General features: G+C 49.1%; 34 protein-coding genes. 29 read left to right on the top strand and 5 right to left on the bottom strand.

Annotation, left to right across the window (positions count from 1 at the left end):
- Positions 1-83 precede the first annotated feature (83 nt).
- Complete coding sequence (locus O0S09_RS03355; protein ID WP_268922520.1) at positions 84-437, bottom strand: hypothetical protein; 354 nt, start codon at positions 435-437, stop codon at positions 84-86.
- A gap of 269 nt (positions 438-706) precedes the next feature.
- On the opposite strand from O0S09_RS03355, the gene O0S09_RS03350 reads away from it, so the two are divergent.
- Genes O0S09_RS03350 through O0S09_RS03340 form a run of 3 tightly spaced genes read left to right on the top strand, consistent with a single transcriptional unit; the run spans position 707 to position 5,335 of the window.
- On the top strand, positions 707-1,300 hold the full coding sequence (locus O0S09_RS03350; RefSeq protein WP_268922519.1) for a hypothetical protein: 594 nt from the start codon (positions 707-709) through the stop codon (positions 1,298-1,300).
- The gene (locus tag O0S09_RS03345) at positions 1,293-2,837 is read left to right on the top strand and encodes an Eco57I restriction-modification methylase domain-containing protein (protein ID WP_268922518.1); all 1,545 of its coding nucleotides are present in this window, start codon (positions 1,293-1,295) and stop codon (positions 2,835-2,837) included. Before O0S09_RS03350 ends, O0S09_RS03345 begins: the two co-directional genes overlap by 8 nt.
- Positions 2,838-2,839: 2 nt before the next feature.
- Positions 2,840-5,335: a GIY-YIG nuclease family protein gene (locus O0S09_RS03340; protein WP_268922517.1), complete on the top strand. Its 2,496-nt coding sequence runs from the start codon at positions 2,840-2,842 to the stop codon at positions 5,333-5,335.
- Between the two features lie 31 nt (positions 5,336-5,366).
- Here O0S09_RS03340 and O0S09_RS03335 read toward each other — a convergent pair whose 3' ends face one another.
- A complete protein-coding gene (locus tag O0S09_RS03335) occupies positions 5,367-5,906 on the bottom strand; it encodes a ferredoxin domain-containing protein (protein WP_268922516.1) in 540 nt (179 codons plus the stop codon).
- Positions 5,907-6,023: 117 nt separating this feature from the next.
- Positions 6,024-6,941 (bottom strand): site-specific tyrosine recombinase/integron integrase, encoded by a 918-nt coding sequence (xerA, locus tag O0S09_RS03330; RefSeq protein WP_268922515.1) that lies wholly within the window; start codon positions 6,939-6,941, stop codon positions 6,024-6,026.
- Positions 6,942-7,328: 387 nt separating this feature from the next.
- Between xerA and O0S09_RS03325 the strand changes: the two genes are divergently transcribed.
- From O0S09_RS03325 to O0S09_RS03300, 6 genes are all read left to right on the top strand, one after another.
- Positions 7,329-8,084, top strand: a complete 756-nt coding sequence (locus tag O0S09_RS03325; RefSeq protein WP_268922514.1) for a GNAT family N-acetyltransferase — start codon at positions 7,329-7,331, stop codon at positions 8,082-8,084.
- Between the two features lie 363 nt (positions 8,085-8,447).
- Entirely contained in the window at positions 8,448-9,029 is a 582-nt protein-coding gene (locus O0S09_RS03320) for a DUF5806 family protein (RefSeq protein ID WP_268922513.1), read from the top strand.
- A gap of 70 nt (positions 9,030-9,099) precedes the next feature.
- Positions 9,100-10,476, top strand: a complete 1,377-nt coding sequence (glmM, locus tag O0S09_RS03315; RefSeq protein ID WP_268922512.1) for a phosphoglucosamine mutase — start codon at positions 9,100-9,102, stop codon at positions 10,474-10,476.
- Between the two features lie 105 nt (positions 10,477-10,581).
- A complete protein-coding gene (locus O0S09_RS03310) occupies positions 10,582-11,694 on the top strand; it encodes a tyrosine-type recombinase/integrase (RefSeq protein ID WP_268922511.1) in 1,113 nt (370 codons plus the stop codon).
- A 226-nt stretch (positions 11,695-11,920) separates the two neighbouring features.
- Positions 11,921-12,211, top strand: coding sequence for a hypothetical protein (locus tag O0S09_RS03305; RefSeq protein ID WP_268922510.1), 291 nt, complete (start codon positions 11,921-11,923; stop codon positions 12,209-12,211).
- The gene (locus O0S09_RS03300; protein ID WP_268922509.1) at positions 12,204-12,476 is read left to right on the top strand and encodes a type II toxin-antitoxin system RelE family toxin; all 273 of its coding nucleotides are present in this window, start codon (positions 12,204-12,206) and stop codon (positions 12,474-12,476) included. Before O0S09_RS03305 ends, O0S09_RS03300 begins: the two co-directional genes overlap by 8 nt.
- Before the next feature lie 50 nt (positions 12,477-12,526).
- Here O0S09_RS03300 and O0S09_RS03295 read toward each other — a convergent pair whose 3' ends face one another.
- Both O0S09_RS03295 and O0S09_RS03290 read right to left on the bottom strand, forming a co-directional pair.
- Positions 12,527-12,922, bottom strand: coding sequence for an HNH endonuclease signature motif containing protein (locus O0S09_RS03295; RefSeq protein ID WP_268922508.1), 396 nt, complete (start codon positions 12,920-12,922; stop codon positions 12,527-12,529).
- A complete protein-coding gene (locus O0S09_RS03290) occupies positions 12,922-13,161 on the bottom strand; it encodes a ribbon-helix-helix domain-containing protein (protein ID WP_268922507.1) in 240 nt (79 codons plus the stop codon). Before O0S09_RS03290 ends, O0S09_RS03295 begins: the two co-directional genes overlap by 1 nt.
- 314 nt (positions 13,162-13,475) lie before the next feature.
- Here O0S09_RS03290 and O0S09_RS03285 point away from each other — a divergent pair, with 314 nt between their 5' ends.
- The 20 genes from O0S09_RS03285 to O0S09_RS03190 all read left to right on the top strand — a co-directional run bounded on the left by O0S09_RS03285 (position 13,476) and on the right by O0S09_RS03190 (position 23,240).
- Positions 13,476-13,622, top strand: coding sequence for a hypothetical protein (locus O0S09_RS03285; RefSeq protein WP_268922506.1), 147 nt, complete (start codon positions 13,476-13,478; stop codon positions 13,620-13,622).
- Positions 13,623-13,662: 40 nt separating this feature from the next.
- Positions 13,663-13,827 (top strand): hypothetical protein, encoded by a 165-nt coding sequence (locus tag O0S09_RS03280; protein ID WP_268922505.1) that lies wholly within the window; start codon positions 13,663-13,665, stop codon positions 13,825-13,827.
- A gap of 1 nt (position 13,828) precedes the next feature.
- Positions 13,829-14,248, top strand: coding sequence for a DUF2829 domain-containing protein (locus tag O0S09_RS03275; protein WP_268922504.1), 420 nt, complete (start codon positions 13,829-13,831; stop codon positions 14,246-14,248).
- A complete protein-coding gene (locus O0S09_RS03270; protein WP_268922503.1) occupies positions 14,245-14,400 on the top strand; it encodes a hypothetical protein in 156 nt (51 codons plus the stop codon). Before O0S09_RS03275 ends, O0S09_RS03270 begins: the two co-directional genes overlap by 4 nt.
- On the top strand, positions 14,397-14,660 hold the full coding sequence (locus O0S09_RS03265; protein ID WP_268922502.1) for a hypothetical protein: 264 nt from the start codon (positions 14,397-14,399) through the stop codon (positions 14,658-14,660). The genes O0S09_RS03270 and O0S09_RS03265 overlap by 4 nt, the downstream gene beginning before the upstream one ends.
- A 2-nt stretch (positions 14,661-14,662) precedes the next feature.
- On the top strand, positions 14,663-14,872 hold the full coding sequence (locus tag O0S09_RS03260; protein ID WP_268922501.1) for a hypothetical protein: 210 nt from the start codon (positions 14,663-14,665) through the stop codon (positions 14,870-14,872).
- Positions 14,869-15,408, top strand: a complete 540-nt coding sequence (locus tag O0S09_RS03255) for a DNA N-6-adenine-methyltransferase (protein WP_268922500.1) — start codon at positions 14,869-14,871, stop codon at positions 15,406-15,408. The genes O0S09_RS03260 and O0S09_RS03255 overlap by 4 nt, the downstream gene beginning before the upstream one ends.
- Positions 15,408-15,629 carry a hypothetical protein gene (locus tag O0S09_RS03250; protein ID WP_268922499.1) on the top strand — a complete coding sequence of 74 codons (222 nt, stop codon included), beginning with the start codon at positions 15,408-15,410 and terminating at the stop codon, positions 15,627-15,629. Before O0S09_RS03255 ends, O0S09_RS03250 begins: the two co-directional genes overlap by 1 nt.
- Positions 15,626-16,513, top strand: a complete 888-nt coding sequence (locus O0S09_RS03245) for a radical SAM protein (protein WP_268922498.1) — start codon at positions 15,626-15,628, stop codon at positions 16,511-16,513. Before O0S09_RS03250 ends, O0S09_RS03245 begins: the two co-directional genes overlap by 4 nt.
- Positions 16,506-16,841 carry an ASCH domain-containing protein gene (locus tag O0S09_RS03240; protein ID WP_268922497.1) on the top strand — a complete coding sequence of 112 codons (336 nt, stop codon included), beginning with the start codon at positions 16,506-16,508 and terminating at the stop codon, positions 16,839-16,841. The genes O0S09_RS03245 and O0S09_RS03240 overlap by 8 nt, the downstream gene beginning before the upstream one ends.
- A gap of 61 nt (positions 16,842-16,902) precedes the next feature.
- Complete coding sequence (locus O0S09_RS03235) at positions 16,903-18,711, top strand: rolling circle replication-associated protein (RefSeq protein WP_268922496.1); 1,809 nt, start codon at positions 16,903-16,905, stop codon at positions 18,709-18,711.
- Positions 18,712-18,779: 68 nt separating this feature from the next.
- The gene (locus O0S09_RS03230) at positions 18,780-19,229 is read left to right on the top strand and encodes a hypothetical protein (RefSeq protein WP_268922495.1); all 450 of its coding nucleotides are present in this window, start codon (positions 18,780-18,782) and stop codon (positions 19,227-19,229) included.
- A gap of 3 nt (positions 19,230-19,232) precedes the next feature.
- On the top strand, positions 19,233-19,487 hold the full coding sequence (locus tag O0S09_RS03225) for a hypothetical protein (protein WP_268922494.1): 255 nt from the start codon (positions 19,233-19,235) through the stop codon (positions 19,485-19,487).
- Positions 19,484-20,086, top strand: coding sequence for a hypothetical protein (locus O0S09_RS03220; RefSeq protein WP_268922493.1), 603 nt, complete (start codon positions 19,484-19,486; stop codon positions 20,084-20,086). The genes O0S09_RS03225 and O0S09_RS03220 overlap by 4 nt, the downstream gene beginning before the upstream one ends.
- Positions 20,083-20,805: a type IV secretory system conjugative DNA transfer family protein gene (locus tag O0S09_RS03215; protein ID WP_268922492.1), complete on the top strand. Its 723-nt coding sequence runs from the start codon at positions 20,083-20,085 to the stop codon at positions 20,803-20,805. The genes O0S09_RS03220 and O0S09_RS03215 overlap by 4 nt, the downstream gene beginning before the upstream one ends.
- A gap of 4 nt (positions 20,806-20,809) precedes the next feature.
- Positions 20,810-21,151, top strand: coding sequence for a hypothetical protein (locus O0S09_RS03210; RefSeq protein WP_268922491.1), 342 nt, complete (start codon positions 20,810-20,812; stop codon positions 21,149-21,151).
- Positions 21,148-21,321, top strand: coding sequence for a hypothetical protein (locus O0S09_RS03205; RefSeq protein WP_268922490.1), 174 nt, complete (start codon positions 21,148-21,150; stop codon positions 21,319-21,321). The genes O0S09_RS03210 and O0S09_RS03205 overlap by 4 nt, the downstream gene beginning before the upstream one ends.
- Before the next feature lie 161 nt (positions 21,322-21,482).
- Entirely contained in the window at positions 21,483-21,959 is a 477-nt protein-coding gene (locus tag O0S09_RS03200) for a hypothetical protein (RefSeq protein WP_268922489.1), read from the top strand.
- Between the two features lie 112 nt (positions 21,960-22,071).
- Positions 22,072-22,200, top strand: a complete 129-nt coding sequence (locus tag O0S09_RS03195; protein WP_268922488.1) for a hypothetical protein — start codon at positions 22,072-22,074, stop codon at positions 22,198-22,200.
- A 17-nt stretch (positions 22,201-22,217) separates the two neighbouring features.
- Positions 22,218-23,240, top strand: coding sequence for a hypothetical protein (locus O0S09_RS03190; protein ID WP_268922487.1), 1,023 nt, complete (start codon positions 22,218-22,220; stop codon positions 23,238-23,240).
- Positions 23,241-23,246: the final 6 nt, after the last annotated feature.

Below are 23,246 nucleotides of genomic sequence, written 5' to 3'. Positions count from 1 at the left end.
AGTCATTACGCGGAGTGAAAAAGAGGACTGGAGATATTTTTTTATTTTTAGAATAAGGAAGGAGAGGGACACGATACGTTAGGTTATTTCCGGTTAAGAATTTTTTCGACGAGAAAGTCAATGGTGGTGTTTTGTTTCATGGAGAGTGTTTTCAGGTCTTCAATGGTCTGACGAAGCTGGATGATTTCAGCCTCAGAGTCTTTCACCAGAGAGGTGAGTTCTACAATACGTGTGTCCATCTGATCCAGACGTTGTAAAAATTCGCCGTCAGAGGTTGCTTTGCCGTCGACGCTCACCCAGTATTCAACAGCTTTTACGATGACACTCGTTCGATCAGTGCGTTCCCGTAGTTGAATTTGTTCTACTTTGGAAAGGATATCATTGGGAAGACGTATGCTTGTTCCTTTGGGTTTTTCCTTTTTGAGGTCTTTTGTCATTTCTAAGGTATGTGTCGTAACTTGATAATTATTCTGTGTAAAATAACAAAATAATTACAAATATAATAAAATTCAATGAAATAAAAACAACATAAAATGTTTAAAATAGCCATGTTTAAAAACTAGAAAAATGACGGTGAAAGATATTATCATTAATAGAAATAAAATAAAATACAAAAGGAGAGGGGCGATCAATGATAGCAGACGGACAGATCAGATCACGGAGTCGCGTTGAGCAGCATGGAGAGGTATTCACCTCAGAGCGGGAGGTGAATGCCATGCTGGATTTAGTTCTTCAGGAGACGGAAAGAATTGATTCACGGTTTCTTGAGCCTGCCTGTGGTACCGGAAATTTTCTGATTGAAATTCTCTGCCGGAAACTGAAAGTTGTCCTGAGAAGGTACCGGAAAAATCAAAGTGATTATGAGAAGTATGCTTTCATCGCAGTATCCAGCCTCTATGGGATAGACATTCTGGAGGATAATGTTATGGAATGCCGTGCACGGCTTTTTGAGAGGTTTGATTGTGAGTATTCCAAATTGTTTGGGGAGAATTGTCAGGAAACATTCAGAGATGCGATCAGGTTTCTTTTACAGAAGAATATTCTCTGCGGTGATGCGCTAACACTGAAAACAAATGCCGGAGAGCCGATTGTATTTTCAGAGTGGGCAATTGTTTCAGATACGCAGGTGAAACGGCGTGACTTTGCATTCGATGAAATTTTGGCAGGGCACAATAAACAAACCTCTCTTGCCTGTTTTGCAGAGAAAGCCAAGTATGATAGGGAAAGCCAGGCGTTTATTCCTGCACCCGTTGCCGAGTTTCCACTGACCGATTTTGCCGGAGTGGTCACCTATGAGTGAAGAGAGCACAGCCGTGAAAAGTTACAACCCGGATGTTCTAACATGTATTGCAAACCTGAGCAATGACGAGATATTCACACCACCGAAACTGGCAAATCAGATTCTCGATCTGCTCCCTGAAGAAATCTGGCATGATAAAACGACCACATTTTTAGATCCGGCAACAAAAACCGGAGTGTTTCTCCGTGAGATTGCGGCACGTCTGCTTGTGGGACTGGAAGAGGAGATTCCGGATTTACAGGAACGGGTTAACCACATCTGTAAAAATCAGATATTTGGCATTGCCATTACCGAACTGACGGCATTGATCTCCCGCCGTTCACTGTACTGTTCCAAGATTGCAAACGGACAGTATTCCATCTGTACCTGTTTTGAGGGAGAGGACGGGAATATCAAACTGGAGAGAACAGAACATACGTGGAAAAATGGTAAATGCATCTTCTGTGGAGCGCCCAAGAAGATGTATGAGAGAGGAGAGGAGCTTGAATCATATGCCTATCAGTTTATCCACACAAAAACACCAGAGGAAATCTTTCAAATGAAGTTTGACGTGATCGTGAGTAATCCCCCATATCAATTAATCGATGGTGGAGGAAATGGAGCGAGTGCAAAACCAATCTATCAGTTATTTGTACAACAAGCAAAAAAGCTGAAGCCTCGTTATTTAACAATGATTATTCCTTCAAGATGGTTTACTGGGGGAAAAGGATTGGACGAATTCCGTGATGAAATGCTCCATGATGATCGCATTCGAGTACTTCATGACTACCCTGAAGCTACTGACTGTTTCAGTGGTGTCCAAATTAAAGGAGGCATTTCTTACTTCCTTTGGGATAGAGAAAATAGGGGTTTGTGTAAAGTTTATTCCCATAATGAAGGAGTTGTTTCCGGACCTGTGGAGAGACCATTGCTTGAACCAGATTGTGACACCTTTATCCGATATAACGAAGCGATTGGAATTCTGCACAAAGTAAATAAGGTAAAATCACCATCAATGGAACAAATCATAAGTAGCAGATTGCCATTTGGCCTGACAAATACATTTAAGGGCAATAAGGAAAAGAAAAGCGAAAGTGATTTGAAAATATACGTCAGTGGCAACAATAGAGAGATACGAGGAACCACAGCATATGTCCCCCTAGATATGATATGCCGAGGGAAAGAAATGATTTCTTGGCATAAAGTGTACATTGCAAAAGCAGGAAGTGGCAGTGATACTTTCCCCCACCCCATTTTACCCAAACCGTTTTATGGTGCTCCTAATACTGTATGTAACGAAAGTTATCTAGTTATTGGTCCATTTTCAAATGAATCAGAATGTGAAAATGTAATATCATATATTTCAACAAAATTCTTTAGATTTTTGGTTTTACAAAAGAAAAATTCCCAAAATGCAGCAAGAGGAGTTTACAAGTTTGTTCCACAACAAGACTTCTCAAAACCTTGGACTGATGAAGAACTCTATATCAAATATGGATTAACAGAAGAAGAAATTGCTTTCATTGAATCGATGATTAAACCCATGGAGACTGCATAACAATGGCGAATGCGACCTTTCCCATCCGACCGGAACGGAATCCCTCCATCTATGCGTACAGTGACAGCAAATATCCCGGATGGCTGAAAATCGGCTACACCACAGTGGACGTGAGGAAACGTGTCTCCCAGCAATACCCCATCAACAGACCGGAAGAACATCCCTACACCATTGTCTTTGAAGAGCCCGCAATCCGCAATGACGGATCAACATTCATGGATTACGATGTCCATCACCATCTTAAAACCGTACAGGGAATATCCCGATACAAAGACAGTGAATGGTTCAAATGTGAAGTCAAACAGGTTCGCAGTGCATGGTTAGCCATAAAAGAAGGAAAAGAATTTGAAACCACCCGTGACCTCAACTTCCCCCTGCGCCCGGAACAGGAACTGGCAATTCAAAAAACCATCCAGTATTATACAGAGTATAAACTGGAAAATCCCGATAAGACTCCCAAATTTTTATGGAATGCCAAAATGCGGTTTGGCAAAACATTCACTGCCTACCAGCTTGCACAACGCATGAAATTCACCCGTGTTCTCGTACTCACCTTCAAACCCGCAGTCCAATCCGCATGGAAAGATGACCTTCTGCGACATGTTGATTTCGCCGGATGGCAGTTCATCTCCCGAACCGATCTAACCTATGAAGAAGCGGACAAAGACAAACCCCTAGTATGTTTTGGATCATTCCAGGATTATCTTGGGAAAAATGAACTTGGCGGCATAAAACCAAAAAATGCATGGGTACACACCATCGAATGGGACCTGGTCATCCTCGATGAATACCACTATGGAGCATGGCGGGAAACAGCACAGGATCTGTTTGCATCCGAAAGTAAAGGAGAAGAAAAGTATGCGATTGGTGAAGGAGTGGACTACTTCGATGAAGAACTCCTCCCCATCAAAACACATTACTACCTCTATCTCTCCGGAACCCCGTTTCGGGCATTAACTAATGGAGAGTTCATCGAAGAACAGATTTACAACTGGACATATTCGGATGAACAAAAAGCAAAAGAAGAATGGAACGGCGCCGACAATCCCTATGCAGCACTTCCGAAAATGGTCTTAATGACCTATCAATTACCTGAAGAAATCCGCAAAATCGCACTACAGGGAGAATTCAACGAGTTTGACCTAAACGTATTCTTTTCAACAGAAGGAGAAGAAGATACCGCACGCTTCATCTATGAAGACGAAGTCCAGAAATGGCTAGACCTCATTCGGGGAGAGTATCTTCCCTCAACCATAGATAACCTCAAACTCGGCTCTCAAAAACCCCCATTACCCTATGCAGATGTACGTTTTCTCAACATCCTAACGCACACCATCTGGTTTCTTCCCTCAGTTTCCTCCTGTTATGCAATGAGAAATCTTCTAAAACAGCGTCACAACAGATTTTATCATGATTACACCATCAACGTTGCAGCAGGAACCAAAGCAGGCATTGGTGTAAAAGCCCTTTCACCTGTCAGAAAATCCATGGAAAATCCGTTGGAAACAAAAACGATAACACTCACCTGCGGAAAACTCACAACTGGAATAACAATTAAACCCTGGACAGGCATCTTCATGCTGCGTAATCTTTCCAGCCCGGAAACCTACTTCCAAGCAGCATTTCGGGTCCAATCTCCCTGGGTAATTTACAATCCCGACGGCATGTTCCCAAACAAACAGGAAATTCTCAAACAAGAATGCTATGTCTTCGACTTTGCACCGGAACGAGCATTCCGCCAGATCGCAGACTACAGCTGCCGCCTCAACATCGATGAATCGAATCCGGAGAAAAAAGTCGCCGAATTTATCCATTTCCTCCCCATCTACGCTTATGATGGAAGCCCCATGAAAGAAATTGATGCAGGAGGAGTTCTCGATTTAGCAATGAGCGGAACAACAGCCACACTCCTTGCACGAAGATGGGAAAGTGCCCTCCTGGTCAATGTAGACAATACCACGTTGGAACGCCTTCTTCACAATGAAGCAGCATTGGCGGCCCTAATGAGTATTGAAGGATTCAGAAGCCTCAACACAGATATTGAAACGATCATTAACAAATCTGAAAGCCTCAAAAAAGCAAAACAAGAAGCAAACAACATGGAGAAATCTGAAAAAACCAAGAAGGAACTCACGGAAGAAGAGAGGGAAATCAAGAATTTACGAAAACAGATTCAAGAAAAACTTATCAAATTTGCCACACGGATTCCGGTATTCATGTATCTGACAGACTACCGGGAACTGGCATTGCGTGATGTTATCTCACAGATCGAGCCTGACCTTTTTAAAAAAGTGACCGGATTAACCATCCCGGATTTTGAACTTCTGGTAAGTCTGGATCTCTTTAATAGTGCATTAATGAACGATGCAGTGTACAAATTCAAACGATATGAGGATACAAGTCTCTCCTACTCTGGAATTATCCGACATAGATACGAAGAAAAGATTGGGCTGTATGACACAGTGATCAGTAAGGATGATGCATCTCAAATGAGATGAACATCCCTCATCTTTTTTCTCTTAGACGAAGTCACCGATCAAAATACGGACTTTTCCCCGTGACCGACAACGGAATCCCGAACGCAATCGTCGAATGCGGCAGAAGACCGAGAGCCAGAGCCGCAGTCCCGGCGGAGAACATAACCCGGTTGTCAATATTCAGCGTAGACGCCGTCTTCACCGCAGACCCGACCGCAATCCCGAGATCGGTTGACCGGAGAGCACAGACCGGGCCTTTGTAGAGGGAATCCACAGGAGCAATATCCACAGAGGCCTTCATCTCGGCACAGGTCGCATGACCGCACGCACCGCAGTTGAGACCGAGGGTGGACATGCCATCCGCACCAATCAGCAGACATGCCCCGCTCTGCCGGATGTTTCCGGCATCACGCAGATAGAATTTCATACCGGTCAAAGCTGAGATCTCCTCCATTTCCACAGCAAGCGATTCGAGCTGATCGGGACCGAGAATGGCGATCTCAATCACATCAGAACCTTTGGACTTAGGAGCAGTCCGGGCAGAAACTGCCATGAGCTCCGCAGCGGTAAGAAGCACTGAAGAGAATTCCATGCTGTTGTGTATTGCGGTGACCGGATATCTCCTTTCTGATCGGGATCAAAATATCATATAGCATCATTTGGTTTATTCCATGTATGAAAGAGGAGGTTCGACTGAAAAAAGAAGAGATCACTCCCCGCCGGCTGCCAGCGGGAAGTACTCCTGATACGCTCTTCTGCGTTCGTCAAGATCAGTATGGATGTAAATTTCCGTGGTCTGAATGGAGTTATGGCCGAGATTTTCCTGCACAACCCGGAGATTGTGTGAGCGTTTGTAGAGCTCACTTGCATAACTGTGCCGGATTTTATGCGGCGTAATGCCCGGCGGGGCATAGAGATTGAAGATATGCTGCACTGTCCGGGGCGAGATGGCATGCCCCCGGTTGCCGAGAAAGACCGGACCTTCGGTCCGGCCGTCGAGATGCTCCCGTATCATGGAAAGCGTGTCCGGATCACAGAAGACGATGCGGATTTTTCCGCCTTTTCCCCGGACGCGGATGGTCTGTTCCTCGAAACTGATGTGTTCAGCACAGAGACCGCAGAGCTCGGAGACACGCATACCGGTCGCATAAATGGTTCTGATGAGAAGGGCGTCACGCGGATGTTCCAGAGATGCAATGAAGGCCATGACCTCTTTATGCCGGAGATACTTGAGTTCGCGGTCTTTGATCTTTGGCCGTTCAACACGGTTCATTGGGTTTGCCTCAACCACATTCTGGGCAATCAGATGCCGGTAAAAGGAGCTGAGAGCGGAGTCGTACTGATGCAGACTTGCCGGTTTAAGATGGCGCTCATTGCGGATCATGGTGAAAAAATCACTGATCTCATAGGCATCCGCATCCACATCCGCGCCCATACTAAGACCGGCAAGGAGCCCGGTATTCTCCGGAGTATCCCCATCGTGTTCGGCAAGATAGGTTTTGTACCGGGCAAAGAGTTTGAGGATTCTGCCGTATGCTTCAATGGTATTTTCCGAGTAGTTTTTTGTCTCGATGCTGCTGAGGTAGCGGGGTATCCAGATCTGGAAGGTTCGTTTCGGCGGGGCCATACACATTCACGTGATCAGGTTGTTTGCGGTCAGGGGAGATAAGGTTTGCGCATAATAGACATTATGCGCAATATTTTGGGGGTTTTGGAGGGTTGGTAAAACCCAATATAACGAGTTTAAATCAGAAAATACCTCTAAACGACGGGATTTATGAGAATGAAGTATCAGCCCGCAGAAGGAGACACCCATCCGTGACACGTTTCGGGAAGGGACATGAGATCATGAAAAAACCGAGAGTTTGCAGACCATGATCGCAGGTAGGATGAATTACCCCGGCACCCCGGAGAAGTCGGCTCAAACGCCGTCTATGAAGGTCGGTTTTTCGGGAGGTTTCAAGCCGGGTTCGGCAGAGTTATGCCGTACTGAGGCTGATACTCTGATGCGCATATGGATCTTCTGAGACTAACAAAAGAGAATCTGGCAGCTGAACACATCTGCTGCGCGATTTCAAACAATACCGACTGCCAGGTTGCGGCAAAGAAGCGCTGGCTTTCTGACCGGCTGGATGAAGGGCTGGTGTTTCTGAAAGGAAACGTTCGCGGAAAATGTTTTATCGAGTATATTCCGGCGGAGTATGCCTGGGCACCGGTTACCGCAGACGGCTATATGTACATCAACTGCCTGTGGGTCGCCGGGCAGTACGCAGGCCACGGCTACGCAACCCAACTGCTGACAGCATGTATTGCGGACAGCAAAGAGAAAGGAAAACGCGGCCTGGTGATACTCGCAAGCGATAAGAAACGGCCCTTCCTCGCAGACCCGAAATTTCTCCGGCATGCAGGGTTTTCAGCGGCAGACACCGCCAACCCGTATTACGTACTGTATTATCTGCCGTTCGATGCGTCCGCGCCAAAACCGCAGTTTGCGGCGCAGGCAAAACAGTCGCATACGGAGGAACAGGGCTTTGTGCTGTACTACAGTCATCAGTGTCCGTTCACAGCAAAATATGTGCCGCTGATCGAAAAGATCGCACGGGAACGGAACGTTGCGTTCCGATCGGTTCTCTTTACCTCGGCTGCCGAGGCACAGAACGCTCCGGCACCGTCCACCACCTACAGCCTGTTTTATGACGGAGAGTTTGTTACAAACGAGATTTTATCGGAGAAAAAATTTACAAAGATTTTGTCGGAACGCGGGCTGTAACATTTTTGGGGGAGGAAAGCAGGGCTTTGGTTCCTCAGCACAACCAAAAGATACCCGTATCCCGAAGAATCCAATCCTCCTTCGATTGGACACGCTTAACCGGGTTTAGACGTTTGGAACAAAGCCAAAGAATTTTTTTATGCTGATATGTGTGATCGGAAGGGATGATTTTTTTCGCATCCCATCCGCGTGCCTAACCCGTTTTGGGCTTTGCCCCAAACGGCGGAAATGTTTTTTGCCCGCAACCCTACAGGAGAAAAACCGTACGAACACATGGAATAAACCACATGATGCTATACAAAAATCTGGACAGAAATCATCCCCCCAAACCCTCAATACCAATAAACTCCCAATACAAACACAATGGACTCTGACCCGTACCCGCTGACTCCTGACGAAGACGACCGGACTGAAGAGATCAACAAATACCAGAAATTCAAAAAAGTTGACGGCGCAACCTACCGCAAAGTCAACGTATTCCTGCGCAAACGCACCTACATCACCGCCCGTGAATGGGCAATCGCCCGGCTCTGTTCCGACTTCAAAACCCCCTACGGCGCAGAGATGACCTTCATCGGCCAGCACCTCCCCGAACTCGTCCCCTTCATGGAAGAACCCTACAGCCCGCAGGCCGTCAACCAGGCGCGGAACGCATTCAAACGAAAGGTCAGAAAATCCGGCGCCACCTTCTTCTACGGAGCCATGTGCGGATTCTTCACCCTCGATGAACTCGACGACATCCTCTTTGAATCCAGCGAGATCGCCCGTTTCCTCTTAGAGATCGAAGGAACCTCACTTGCCATCGACGACGAACTCGACATCGAAGACAAAATCACCGAGATCATGCGAAAACTCGGCGAGTCCGCAAACGTCCTCCTCAACACCCGCAAAGGATCCGGGACCGAAGACGACGGCGATGAAGAAGACAGCGACGACGACGAATAAACCCCATCCTCTTTTATCGACATTTATAATCACCCGTCCCGCCAATACTACTTTCACGGAAACATTGGTTATGGAACTCACAAAACTTGAAAAACAGTACTTCGGCACCAACGGTGTCCGCGGCGTAACCGGCATCGACATGACGCCGAAACTCGCCCTGGAAATAGCAGAAGCATTCGCAACCATGCTCGGCCCCGGAAAAACCGTCGGTCTCGGCCGTGACACCCGCACCTCCGGCCCCGCCCTCGCCGCCGCCGTCCGTGCCGGTCTCCTTTCCTGCGGCTGCAACGTCATCGACTTCGACATTGTCCCCACCCCCTGCCTCCAGTACCTCGTACTCGACCACCACCTCGACGGCGGTGTCATGATAACCGCATCCCATAACCCGCCCGAGTACAACGGCATCAAAATCATCGAAGCAGACGGCACTGAAATGGGTGACGAACGAACCATTCAGCTTGAGCAGACCATGATTCACCAGAAGTTTGTCACCGCCCCCTGGAACAAACTCGGCAGCGCAGCATCCGAACCGGAAGCCCGTGAACTCTATATCAGTGCAATCGTTGCACAGTTCCCCAAAGACTGCGGCCGCGGTCTCACCGTCGTCGTCGCCCCCGGAAACGGACCTGCATCCGCAACCCCCCCGGAAATCCTCCGGCGGCTCGGCGCAACCGTCCACGTTATCAACGAACCCTTCGACGGAACCTTCCCCGGACGCCTGCCCGAACCCACCGCCGAAGGACTCGCACCCCTCTCCGCAAAAGTCATCGAAACCCGTGCCGCGTTCGGCGTCGCCCATGACGGCGACGCAGACCGCGCCATCTTCGTTGACGAACAGGGACGGTTCATGGACGGCAACATCACGCTCGGTCTTGTCACCTCCTACTTCTGCCGCAAGCATCCCGGAGGTGTCGTCGTAACTCCGGTCAGTACCTCAGGACTTGTGGAAGCGGTCGCCGCCAGTCACGGCTGCACCACCAGCTATACGGTAGTCGGCAGCATCTATGCCGCACGTACCATGCGCAACCTCATGAAAGAAGGAAAACCGGTCATTATCGGTGGTGAAGGAAACGGCGGTATCATCTATCCCGCACATCAGTTCTGCCGTGACGGCGGCATGAGTGCCGCAACCATGCTCAGCCTCGTTGCCGAACGGGCAGTCCCGCTCTCCGCCCTCATCGCAGAACTTCCCGTCTTCACCATGTATCAGGAAAAACGCAAGACCAGCCGTGCCGCAGAGATCACCGCCCACATGAAAGAATACTTCAACGACTGCCCCATCGACGCCCGCGACGGTATCCGCATCACCCGCGGCGGGGCATGGGCACTCATCCGGCCCTCCGGCACGGAACCGCTCGTCCGGGTGTACACCGAATCCAAAGACCCTGCCGAAGCAAAACAGCTGATGGACGAAATACTCGGAGAAATCTCCGGATACCTCGAATAATTTTTTTCCGCAACAACAGTTACAAATACCAGCAACATCAAGAAACATAACCATGATTGTCACGCAGGCGACAACGTGATATTTTCATCAAATCTATCTTGATATATGGGGGATACGTATTATTCCGTCTCCGAGTATATCGAGACTAAAAGAACAGACAATACACGAAAAGCCGCGTTGTATGGTCTTGCCGTCTTCTTTCAATATCTGAACCCGGTACAAAAGACCCGCGAAGAACTTGATCGGGTGTCGATCCAGTATCTTAGGGAGACTACGGATCATTTCGATCAGGTGCGGGATTATTGTGTGTATCTGGTGAAGTATACTGATTTCACGCCAAACACGATAAAAAACAGGGTTAATGCACTAATTCACTGGTTAAGGTGGAACAGAATTGTTTTCAGTCCCGCGGAATCCGCCATTATTTCTAATATTCTCCCCCGTGCTATCCCTGTTCACGAGGATCGGGTAATTTCGCGTGATAATATCCGATCCATTCTATCACACTCCGATACTCTTTTGCAGACGGTGATCCTGATCCTTGCTTCGTCCGGGATGCGGATCAATGAGCTTCTCAACACACGGTTTTCCGACATCCGCCCCGGGGCGCCGAACGCGATCCACATCCCCCGAAACAGGATGAAGGCCGGGAAAGCACACACATATTTTTATTCATCAGAGGCGGAAAAGTCCCTGTCAGAGTGGTTGAAGGTACGGGATGCATATATTGACCGCGCCATGTTAAAAACGCAGTATTGCCTAAAACGCCTTGCTAAGAAGGCGGATGATGATCTGATCTTTCCCTTTTCGTATGATACACTACGAAGAAAGTTTCTGCGGGCAATCGAGGCGGCAAATCTCTACGAGGTGAACACGGAAAGCAGCCGGACAACGATCAGTTTTCACAGTTTCCGTAAATGGTGCGAAAGTACAATGAAACTGTACGTCCCGATCAATGTGGTAAACGAGCTGATCGGACACGATGAGGGACTTTCCCGCAGTTATCGACGCTATGCAGCCGATCAACTGAGATCAGCGTATCAGGCCGCAGAGCCGCATTTATTTATCCTCGCACCGGAGGAGTATGCGATTCTGAAAGGAGAGTCAGCTCATGTACTCCGCGAGCAGCAGGCCACGACCGCAAGTCTTGCCGCCGAAATGATGAAGATGCGAGCGGAGATAGAGGCAATGCGTGAGTTCATAAAGGCAGGAGAATAACAAAAACATTTATAATTTATTAAAATGATAGTCGTAACCTTAAAATTATTTCTTTCTATGTCAAAGAAAATGACATGGACAAGAAAAGAACTGATTGCAGAAATCCGCCGCGTCCTCCGCGTCAAAATGCAGACCGGACAACTGCCTGAACAAAACCGGCGGAAATAATCCGCTCCTTTTTTCCCCTGCCAAAAACTCTTTTATGCTATCCGCCGCATTATTTACTATGCAGGCGATTGAGCACAGGGAGAAAAAATCCGTCACCGTCTCCGCCGATGTTCACCGGCGGATTGTTGCCCTCCGCGAAGGGAATGAGACATATGGGGATGTAGTTGCAGCCTCGGTAAGTGCGCTTGAGGAGAAGAAACAACGCGCGGCAATCCCGTGTATTGACGACATCACCGAGGAAGAACTTGACCGGCGTTCTCGTGAGATGAAGGAACATCCCGAATGCCGGATCAGTCTGGGTGAAAGTATGGAAAGACGCGCCGCAGCAAAAGGCAAAGGGAATGTTTGAGCTCTTTCTTCATCAAAAAGCAGATAAGGCATTAAACGATCTTTCCGACGAGGAATATCTGCAATGTTCTGCTACTCTCAGCCTTCTTGCCATCAACCCCTATCCCGGAACCGGCGGGGATAAGGAAAAACTGAAAGGATACAAGAACCGATACCGCATACACATCGGGCGATCCTACTCGGCAATTTATGAGATCGATAAGGAAAAAAAGGAAGTGAATATCGTCTCGTTCGGAACAATCGGCGATATTCACAAAAAATACTGACCGCAGAAAGAGGGAAAAAAAACCTTCCCTCACTTTTCCCCTCTAACATTCTACTTCTGCATTGGCTTTTTACTCCCCGGAGGTATCTCTGGAGGTATTACTCCCTTCCTCAGTCTCTTCTCGAAATCCTTCCTATTATAATCTCTTAATTTCTCAATCGTGTCAATTTCATTTGATTCATCTGAAAAAACAGCATAACATTTCATGCAAAGAATGCCACAGTTTTCTAACGTGTTGTCTCCACCGTCTTTAACCGGGATGATATGACATTCCCGCCACACCCCATTTTTATCATCTTCAACAGCACATCGATTTTTCTCATACAACGCTCTAAGACACCCAAGACATACTGCTACATTTCTTTTACCGGTGGTTTGACGTTCTCTTCTGTTATCAACAACTCCTCGCGGAAAATAATTTTCCGATCCCCTTTCGGCATTAGTCATCACACTCCCCCCTTAAAAATCTCTCTTACTTTTTGATCGATCAGCTGTTCGATCTCTTCTTTGGAGAGCACACCCTCAGCCGCCCCGCCTGCTTCACGATTCAACTTTTCACGACAAGCGCGGCGAATGAACTCAATTAAGGGCATTCCTGTACCCTCTAAATATTTGTCAATTTCCTCCATCAGTTCCCCGGGCAATCGGCAAGTAAATTTCCTCTCATGGTTTTGTTCGGGTGACATAATCCAATATTGCCAACTTTACCCATATTAACACATTAGGCACCATTTGGTATCATTTGGTTAGATATAAATAGATGTCTTACTAATGTCTATAGTATGACACCAACTGGTATCAAAACACTCAGCGACATCTCTCCAGACTTCGGACGTAAAAGGCCGCCAATCGGAAACGAACCCTGTAGCATCGGTATTAATACTCGCTTTACCGAGAAAACCGCGCGATTAATTGTCGAAATTGCGGAAAAAAAGAATTGCTCTGCGTCCTCCGTTATACGCAGACTTGTAGAAAAAGCACTTGAAGCGGGGATCACCGTATGACGAATGCTCTCAGAATTGGCGTCCGCGTACCGTATCCGCAGGCATCGCAGGTTGAGACACTCGCCAAACAACGCGGCATCAGTACCGCAATGACTGCACGTATCCTGATTACAAAAGCACTCGAAGCGGGGATCACCGTATGACACTCATCCCTTGGACACCCGGAACCGAGGAGGATAAAGAATGAGCCGTTACATCATCGACGCAGAAAAGAACGCCTGCACCATTACCGCGACCAAACAGTATCAGGAAGCAGGCACAACAGTATTCACACCCAAAACAGAAGAAATCATCGACGCCGACGGCAGGCAGGCCGCCACAGAAGTCGCCCTTAGGAGGATGATCTGATATGCAGGAATTAGCACTCGATCCGTACCTCCGTAGTTTTTCCACCGCGCTTGTCGCCCTCAAAGCAGGATTCCGCGTAACCCGTACCGGTTGGAACGGCAAAGGGATGTATCTTGCAATGCAGTGCCCGGACGCACACAACAAAATGACGCTGCCCTACATCTACATCAAGACCGCAGACGATCAGCTCGTCCCGTGGATCGCCAGTCAGACCGATCTCATAACCGAAGACTGGTTTATCCTCGCCCCGGACACCACACCCGGCCCTTTTGTAAAACCCGTCCCCACCCGTACCACAGAACTGACAAAAACCGGAACAAAACCTTGGCAGTTCGTGCCCGGAACAGTCACCCGCACCGGCAATTCCTGCGGACAATGCGGCGAAAACCACAGCACCCCGCGCGGTAGTGAGTGGAAATGACCCTGCACGGCAGCGGCACAACAGGCGATCCCTACCTCCTGCCGGAAAGTACGTACCTCCGGTACAAAGACGAGTTCCCGAACCACGCCGCACGCATCCGGCAAAAAGAGCGGGAAGGAAAACTGATCCTTGTCAGGGGGGCAGCGGCATGAAATATCTCTGTATCGAATGCACAAACTCAGAAACCGGCGAGATATCCAGCGTCCTCTTCAACCTCGCACACGCCGCAACCATCGGCGTCAGATATCACACAGACCGCAACTGTTACGTATTGCAGGCGGGAGACATCTCCGACACCGAAGTTTGGATACTCGCCGAAGGGACGCGGGATCACTGTATAGCACTCATGAACCAGATTTTTCTACTCATCAAATCCCCCAGCCGCCACATACTCGACATCAGGCAATCGTAACCATGACCGAATATCTCAGCCGCGAAAAAAACCGTGTCCGCGTACAAGAAGGACACAACAAGAAGTATATCATCATCGAAGAAGAGAGCGCACGCCCTGACTTCTGTTACCGTTTCCCCCCTCTCAACATGAGGGTGTTTGACACGCCCGCAGAAGCGCAGGAGGCCCTCGACCTCTACGCAGCCGATCACGACTTGGAGGTATGCCCATGACGCAAACCGACATAAACGGCGACCCGCTGATAATACAAGAAAATGTGGAATGGTACACCCCAAAACACCTTTTAGACGCTGTTTACGCCACAATCGGCACGCCCGACCTTGATCCCTGCTGTAACACCATAGGATCACCAAACGTAGCCGCCCGCAACTACTACTGCCTCGCAGACAACGGCCTCGCCCACAACTGGAACGCAGAAAACATCTTTCTCAACCCCCCTTACGGTGAAGAATTGCCGGAATGGATCGACAAAATGATCTATCACTTCCGCAACCGGGATGTAACCAACGCAATCCTACTGATCCCCGCAAAAACAGAAACAACCTATTGGCATAAATTGGCGGACTATGCGCCCGCATGGTGTGCCGTAAAAGGCCGTATATCCTTCATATCCCCGACAACAGGAAACACCAAACAAACCGGACGTTTCCCCTCAGCGGTTGTACTGCTCACACGCAAACAAGATATATTCTCAAAATTCTGTGAGAACTTCGAGAGTTTAGGCATTATTTACACGAGGTGGGAATAATGACCATCACCGACGACCTCATCGTATCCGCCGCACTCGCCGCCGCAAAAAAAACACCGCACATCAGAATAACCGACATATACCGAGAACTCGGTATTATGCCCGCAAAGTTCGGCAGAAACCCGTGCCTTACCCGCGTCCGCATATCTGCGGCAATCCGCCGCGCCGGATTTGTAAAAGTCAACAACCGGCAGTATGTCTATGGAGGCACAGCGGCATGAAAATCCGACTTGTTGATGTTGATTCAACAATTCCCAATCTTGCATTGATGCAGATATCTGCCTATCATAAACAACGTGGGGATATCGTGGGATTTGATGTACAAAACCCTGATAAAGTATATATATCAACGATCTTCTCAAAAAACAAATCACAAGCAGTAGGGATAGCAACACTCTACCCGCAGGCAGACATCATACAGGGAGGTTCAGGATTTGATCTACACTCAACAATACCAAACCCCGCACAAAAAATCATGCCTGATTACTCGCTGTATAACTCACCGTATGATCTCGGATTCACTACACGCGGGTGCATTCGAAAATGTCCGTTCTGCATCGTCCCAGAAAAAGAGGGAAAATTGGAAAAATGGATGAATATCAGCGACTTTCACCATCCAGATCACAAAACCGCCGTATTGCTCGACAACAACATCCTCGCGAAAAAAGATTGGTTTTTTGATCAGACCGATTGGGCAATAGATCACAACATCAAACTCAACATCACGCAGGGTATGGACATCCGCCTGATCACTCCGGAAATCGCCGAACAACTCGCACGCATAAAATGGGCAGCAACGCTACATTTCGCCTTTGATTCATTATCCTACGAACAGGCAGTAGAAACCGGATTATCCATCCTCGTTGACGCAGGAATCAACATCAGGCGTAATGTTGATTTCTACGTACTTGTTGGATTTGATACAACCATAGCCGAAGACATATATCGCTGCAACCTTCTCAAACGTTTAGGAACAAACGCCTTTGTGATGCAATATCGCAAAACGCCGGAAACAATACGTCTCGCCCGTTGGGCAAACCGTAGAAACTCCTTTTGGGCAGTTGACTTTGAAAATTATACTCACGGGAAAAAAATACATGACTGAAATCACTCTCGACTTCCAGCCCCAAATGTCCCGCGCCATGATCGCAGGTGAAAAAATCTGCACGACCCGCCGCAGCAAACACGGCGAGTGCGGCGACACCTTCACAATCTCCGGCACAAGCGGACAAGAATATACTTTCAAAATTCTATCCGTAGTCAAAACCACCCTCAAAAAAGCAATTGAGGAATACTACGAACTCGAAGGATTCAAAAACCCAGACGAAATGTTCAATTTCTGGATCAAAGCATACGACATCCAGAACACATACCAATTCACGAGGGAATATCACAAACAACCCGTATTCCTCCACTTCCTGACCCCGGCATAACCTGCCCCCCTCCCAACCTCACATAGACCGCACTAAACCCTCACCTCTTTTTCCCGGTACAATGACAACACACGGCAACCTCACCCATAGCGGACGCTATCCGCCGCAAACCTTCCTTATCACCAGTGGGGATAAGGTATGTGACGTTACCGACCTCGTGAACGCCGGTGCAAAACTCGACGTAGTGGTAGATTATCTCCGGGATGAATGGGACGCCCCAAAACGCCGCGGCAAACCCGCAGACTGGGTCTACTATTCCGCCTATCGTGCCGTGAATCGTTGGGTAAAGGCAGGAACAGCCGAAAAACTATCCAACTATCTTCACAGCCTATACCCCGGCCTCATCCAAAAATCCGGCGTTTTTGTACGTGCCAAAACCACCCCCACCCATAAACAACCCCGCTTGATAAACGATCTGCAAAACTCCAAATCTTTTGTATCGCCTCAAAAACCCCTCCGATTGGATCAGCACACCAAACCATGCAGCACACAGACCGCCGTCGCCCGGGCGGAACAGCTGACCGCCGCAGAACCATCTCACCCGCTCGACCACTACAACGCAATCCCCGGTCGTTGTGGTTTTTGGCGTCAGCAGGCGATCCGCACCATGAAAAGCATAGATCAGTATAACCTCTTCACCCGAGACAAAAACGGAAAACTCCCCGCCGAACTCTTGCAGTACATCCGCAGAATGACACTGATCTTCGAAGAATGGAAACGGGAAACCGAATCAAAATCAATCATCCTCCGGAATCTCACCGGCAACGGCGAATACATCACCTTACCCTGCTCCACCCGCTTCACCGACGACAGCCGAAAAAAACAACTCATCCTCATCTACAACACCGGCGTAGAAAACAGCCTCAAAAAACATAAAATCGCATCATTCGTAACCTTTACGACCGACCCCTTAATCTGGATGGAATCGGAAGGAAAAGAAATCCTCCGCAAAATCCCCGATCCCCACATCGACAAAGTACACCGGTTTACCGCCACCGGACGCGGCGGCAACCTTTACGCCGCCAACCGACATGAAAGCAACGCCTTTAGAAAATGGTATGAAACCGAATGCCATCGCGTAGGATACCGTATCCCATACATCCGATGCGTAGAATTTCAGGAAAACGGCCTGATCCATGATCACGTGATCCTGTTTGATTATGAATGGAAATACCCATTTTCCGACTTTGCAGAACAATGGGGGACAAAATACGGGCAGGGGTTCATGCACGACGCCTACAGCGTAATCAACGACGGCGAAAAATGGACATGGAAAACTGACAAACCCGCAGACACCGAAGGCAGAAACCCAACCGACTACCTCAAAAAATACCTCATCAAAGCCCTGTACGACGAAAGCGGCCATTATGCATACTGGGTCACGAACAAACGATTTTTCACCCTATCAAACAGCATCCGATACCTCACAGTGGAAGACGAAATCAGACAAAAACAATTCCGCCGCCAGCACGCCCCCACCGACACCTACGAATACATCGGAACAGCCCCGCAAGGACACGAAAACGCCGCAATCCGCGCCGACCTCAGCCGCCGCGCCGGATTAAAACCGGAAAAACAACCACCCGCCAACAATCACGGGATCATCGAAAACTACCCCCCACTCGACCCCGGAAACATCGCCCCGCAGATATGGTATGTACCTCCGCCGGAACTCGAAGACCTCGAAAACCCCAATCAGCAGCGCGAACCCATAACCAACCCCCCTCCTGACCCCGACCACAACATGTACAATCGCATCCTCGCCGAAGAAAAACGCCTACGGCAGGAACGCCGCAACCGCATCAGACAGCGAAGCGGATCAAACCCCCCGAACCCCGAACAACACCCGCCAAACCACCCTAACCCCTAATAGGCAAAGACAACCCCACACAATAATATCCCAAACCCGGCACAAAACCGGAGGAAGGAAAAAACACTATGACCGAATCGAAATCACCGCCAAAAATCGCCGTGTGCCTCGACTGTGGACACACATGGAAACCGTACAATACCTCAACCACCTCGCACAAACGGCGCTGTGCAAAATGCAAGAGCTACAACGTAGAAATCAGGGACGCACCCACCGAACCAGAGACAACCCCGGAAGCAAAACCGACTGCATCCGCCGAACCGGAGACAAACCCGGTGGCAGAACTCACTGCCATCATCAACACACCTCCACACCAAACAGCCAAAAAAACGGCGGAAAAATCACCTCCTGTAATCAAACCTCTCCACCTCACAATCGCTTTTATCATTCTCACCGTCGGGGCAATCGGCGGTGCAAGTTGGTACTTTCGCCGGAGACCTCCGGCAGTGGATCAACCTCGCCCTGATCAAACACAACCTCCAGCACCAATCCCACGAACAAGAATCACCGGACTGTAAATCATGAATTTCCTCGAAAACGCCCTCAAAAGCCAGATACCCGAACCACTGATCCGCGCAGCATCAGCCCTCGCCGATGTATACGAAAACAGCGAAATAAAGAAAAAACTCGAAGAAACCGGAAACACCGGCGTGATCTCCGTAGTATCCGGCAACCACCTCATACAGGCAATCATCTACAACCTCACCGACGACCAGATCGCCGCAATCAACGCCGCACAGGAACAGATCATCACCGGCGGAGGGAACGCAGAATGATCGAACACGGAGACGACGCAACCGGCATCTTCGGCAACCCCAGCCCTGAAAAAATAGCAGCCGGAACAGTGATCACCGCAGGAACACCAGCGGCGGAAACCGAACCCGCCATCGGAGAAACCAACAACACCGAACACGGAATACACCCGCTTATCCCTCTACTTGACCTCGCCGTATCTCTCACAACAACAATCAGCCAAAAATCCGGCATAGAACCGCCAAATCAGGAAATCTATCAGGACGTCGCCCGCGACGCAACCAACGAAGTACTTTGGAAATTTGCGCCAAACTTCGGCGGCGACGGAGACGAAAACAACCCCCTGATCCTCATCCCCGTAACCCTGATCGCCCTCGGCGTAGTGTTCCTCCCAACCGTGATCAGCATCATTCAGAAACGCGCCGCAGAACGCCGCGCCCGCGAAGCCGAAGAGAGCGCACAACCCCCAGCATACACACCCGCAGAAGTGCCGCAAATGCCAACCGCGGCAAACACCCCCACAGAACCCAACAACGATGGCGTATACATCGACGAAGACGACCCAACCTACGTAATCGCACAACTCCCCCTGAACCCCAAAACCGGCATTGTAGGAATATGACCTTTGCAGAAACCATCAAAGAAGCACTCACCGGCCACGTACTAATCGCATCACCAACCGGCAGCGGAAAATCCTATCTCGTCGGCGCAATGGTTGAAGTACTCCACGCAGGCGGCAACCCATTCATCATCCTTGACACAAAATCGCAGAACCATCTCGGATTATGGATAGGCAAACACCGCCTCAAAAATTTGACCCTGTATCGAGTATTTCCCCGTAACCGTCGAAGCACCGACGAATACAAAAAACTCCTCACCCGGTACCCATATCTGATCTGTATCCCCGCGGGGGATATCCCCCTCGACGACCTCATCGAAGAGTACAAAACCATCATCCGCGCCGCCCTCTCTCTGAAACGCCCTCGGCACATCATAGCCGAAGAAGCGCACCACTACAACAAAGGCGCAAACAAAGCCGGTCAGGAGCTTGAAATCATCAGCCGCGAAGGCCGCGGGTATAAAATCTGGTTGTGGTGCATTACCCAGCGGATTCAGGACTTCCCAAAACTCCTCTGGAACAACTGCACATACACCTTCATCATGCGGTTTCGCATCCATCAGGACGTGAAATATTTTGCAGAAGAAATCCCGAATTTTGAAGAACTCAACAACGCCCTGCAACTACACGATGTTTTGATGTATCGGCAAACCAACCCCCAGAGCCCGTATCTCATCATCCACGCCGCCGAAGTAACCCGCAGAACCGAACACCTCGGATGATACCATGAAAACAAAAGCACAGAAAAACAGCCCGCAAAAAACCTATGGTAAACAGACCGCACGCGGCAACACCGGCGAACGCCGCGCCGCCGACATCCTCCGCAAAGCAGGATATACCATCCGCAAACCCGCAGCGCACCCGCACGGAACAGACGACCTCATTGCCACCCGTGGATCGGAAGTACGACGGATACAGGTGAAACGCATATCAAGCCGCGTATTTTCGACAGAACAGGCGGCGAGAAATCGCCTTGCAGGAAAACCATTCCTGATAAAAAGTATCGCTCCCGGCCACGAAGTATGGTTATTTGACGGAAATCATAATCTTTTCATCTTCACGAAATGACCGAAAAACGAAAACTCTACGATAAAATCAGTATCAGCACCGAAACAACAAAACTCCTCCTTGCATATCGGCAAAAACTCATGGACACCCAACCACCACCGGACACGCCCCTAAGCATGAACGCGCTCGTTCGTTCGGCAGTGATCTTTGCCCTCGGCAGTGTTCCATAAAATCAAAGCATCGGCAAGAAAAACAGATAAATGTCCGGGACGAACGGGATCAACTCCACATCACCCCCACTCACAACTTCGATCAACACCTCCCCCGGACGATCACTCTCTCTTTTCATGTTCCATAAAATCAAAGTAGCTGCCGGAAAAACACATCTCCTATGGTAGATATTACCTGCTTACTCAACCCCGACGTGATCCTCACAGCAATCGCCGCGATCATGTCTCTTGTCGCCGGCATCAAAACCCGCGACGCAAACAAAGCACTCAGCGCCGGAAAAAGCCTCCTCGACCTGATGAATCCTGAAAAACCACTCACCCCCGATCAGGAAAAATTACTCGAAACCACTCCGGAAATTGAAAAAACCTACACAATGGACACCGCAACAAAAAACACGGTATTCAAAATCCTTGCAAAAGCGAAACCCACTATTAAATGGGATGATCTCGTACATCAAATTGAAAACATAGAACGGCAGAAAAAACTCTCCTATGTAGTTACCACCGGTTGGGATTATGCCAACGAAAATGAAAGTGCCGCCGTATTCATCGATTACGGATTGATCCGGGCATCGGGAACAATGCGGGACATGCACAATCTCAGCCTCAAGTACAACGCCGTTGAGATATTTGTCTGACCCCCCAACCCCTCTTTTTTGTGTTCCATAAAATCAAAGCCTTTGTAAGGATACAAACACATAAGGCGCTCAACCAACCCCAAAAACCGGGCGTCTTAGGAATGAAAAAAAAATGTCTGACGCAATCACCACCGTGAAAAACAGCATCACCTCCAACGCAAAGGCCGCCGTGCCTGTAATGGTCATCGGCATCCTCGCAATGGCCGGTATCGCCCTCGTATCCTCCATGTCTCGGAAGTAACCCCCCGGAGGCACACAATGTACAACACACTCACCACCAGCGTAAACACGATCACTCTCATTAAACCGATGATCAGTATCCGGCGCAACACCATCATTGACACCGTTCACCTGCTTTTCAGCATGACGATCAAAAACAACGGTTCAGCGTCCGTAACCCTCACCCCGCAGGAAATTCTCTCAGCCATTCGCGAGGTAAAAGTTACCTCCAACAACAACATCAGCAACTACGCTATGAACGGCCTCGATCTTGCAATCATGAACTGCCTACACGAAACAAAATCCCGTTCAGTCATCAAGTCGATCGGCAGTAAAACCATTGCCGCATCTGCCAGTGAAACCGTAGAGTTCTCGCTCATCCTCAACGAAGGCGACCTCCTCGCCGTCCTTAAGCAGGACGTCACCCTCGAAATTGGATTCAACGACACCGTAAAAGCAGGCACAACGTCGACAAACGGCGTCAATCTTACCGCCGCAACCGTCACCGTAACTACCGGCGACCGCGTGATCGAAAGCAAAGACGAAATCACCAACGAATACGGATCATCCGCGGAACGCAGTGCGGAACCGAAGGTCTACATCCTCTCCACCGCGGTAGGCGCAAATACCGCCCTCACCGAAGCCCTCGCCATTCCCACCGGAACTCTGATCCGCCGTGCTATCATCTGTTGTTACGCCACCGGCGCAACATCCCCGGAGATCACCCCTGACGCAATCGGCCTGATCGCAACCAACCCGAACCGGCAGGAGATCATGAACGTATCTGCGAAACAGCTGAGAGCAACTCAGAACAAAGACTACTTCGTTGATTGCTCCTCGACCGAACGCCCCGCAGGCATCTTCATGATCGACTTCGCCAATGAAGTAGCAGCCGACGGCCTCGGACTGAAAGGTTGGCGCTTTGGCGTGGACGATTTCAAGATCGCCGCAAAGACCTCTACGGCCTTCACCATGCGGGTCATCTTTGTCGAGAATGTTGTCAACACGGCAGCATTCGACGCAGGAACAGTACCGATTCTTGAAACACCACTGGGATTCTAACCCAGC

The organism is Methanocorpusculum vombati (genome assembly GCF_026891935.1).
GTDB lineage: Archaea > Halobacteriota > Methanomicrobia > Methanomicrobiales > Methanocorpusculaceae > Methanocorpusculum > Methanocorpusculum vombati.
This window is presented reverse-complemented; position numbering and strand designations above follow the sequence as displayed.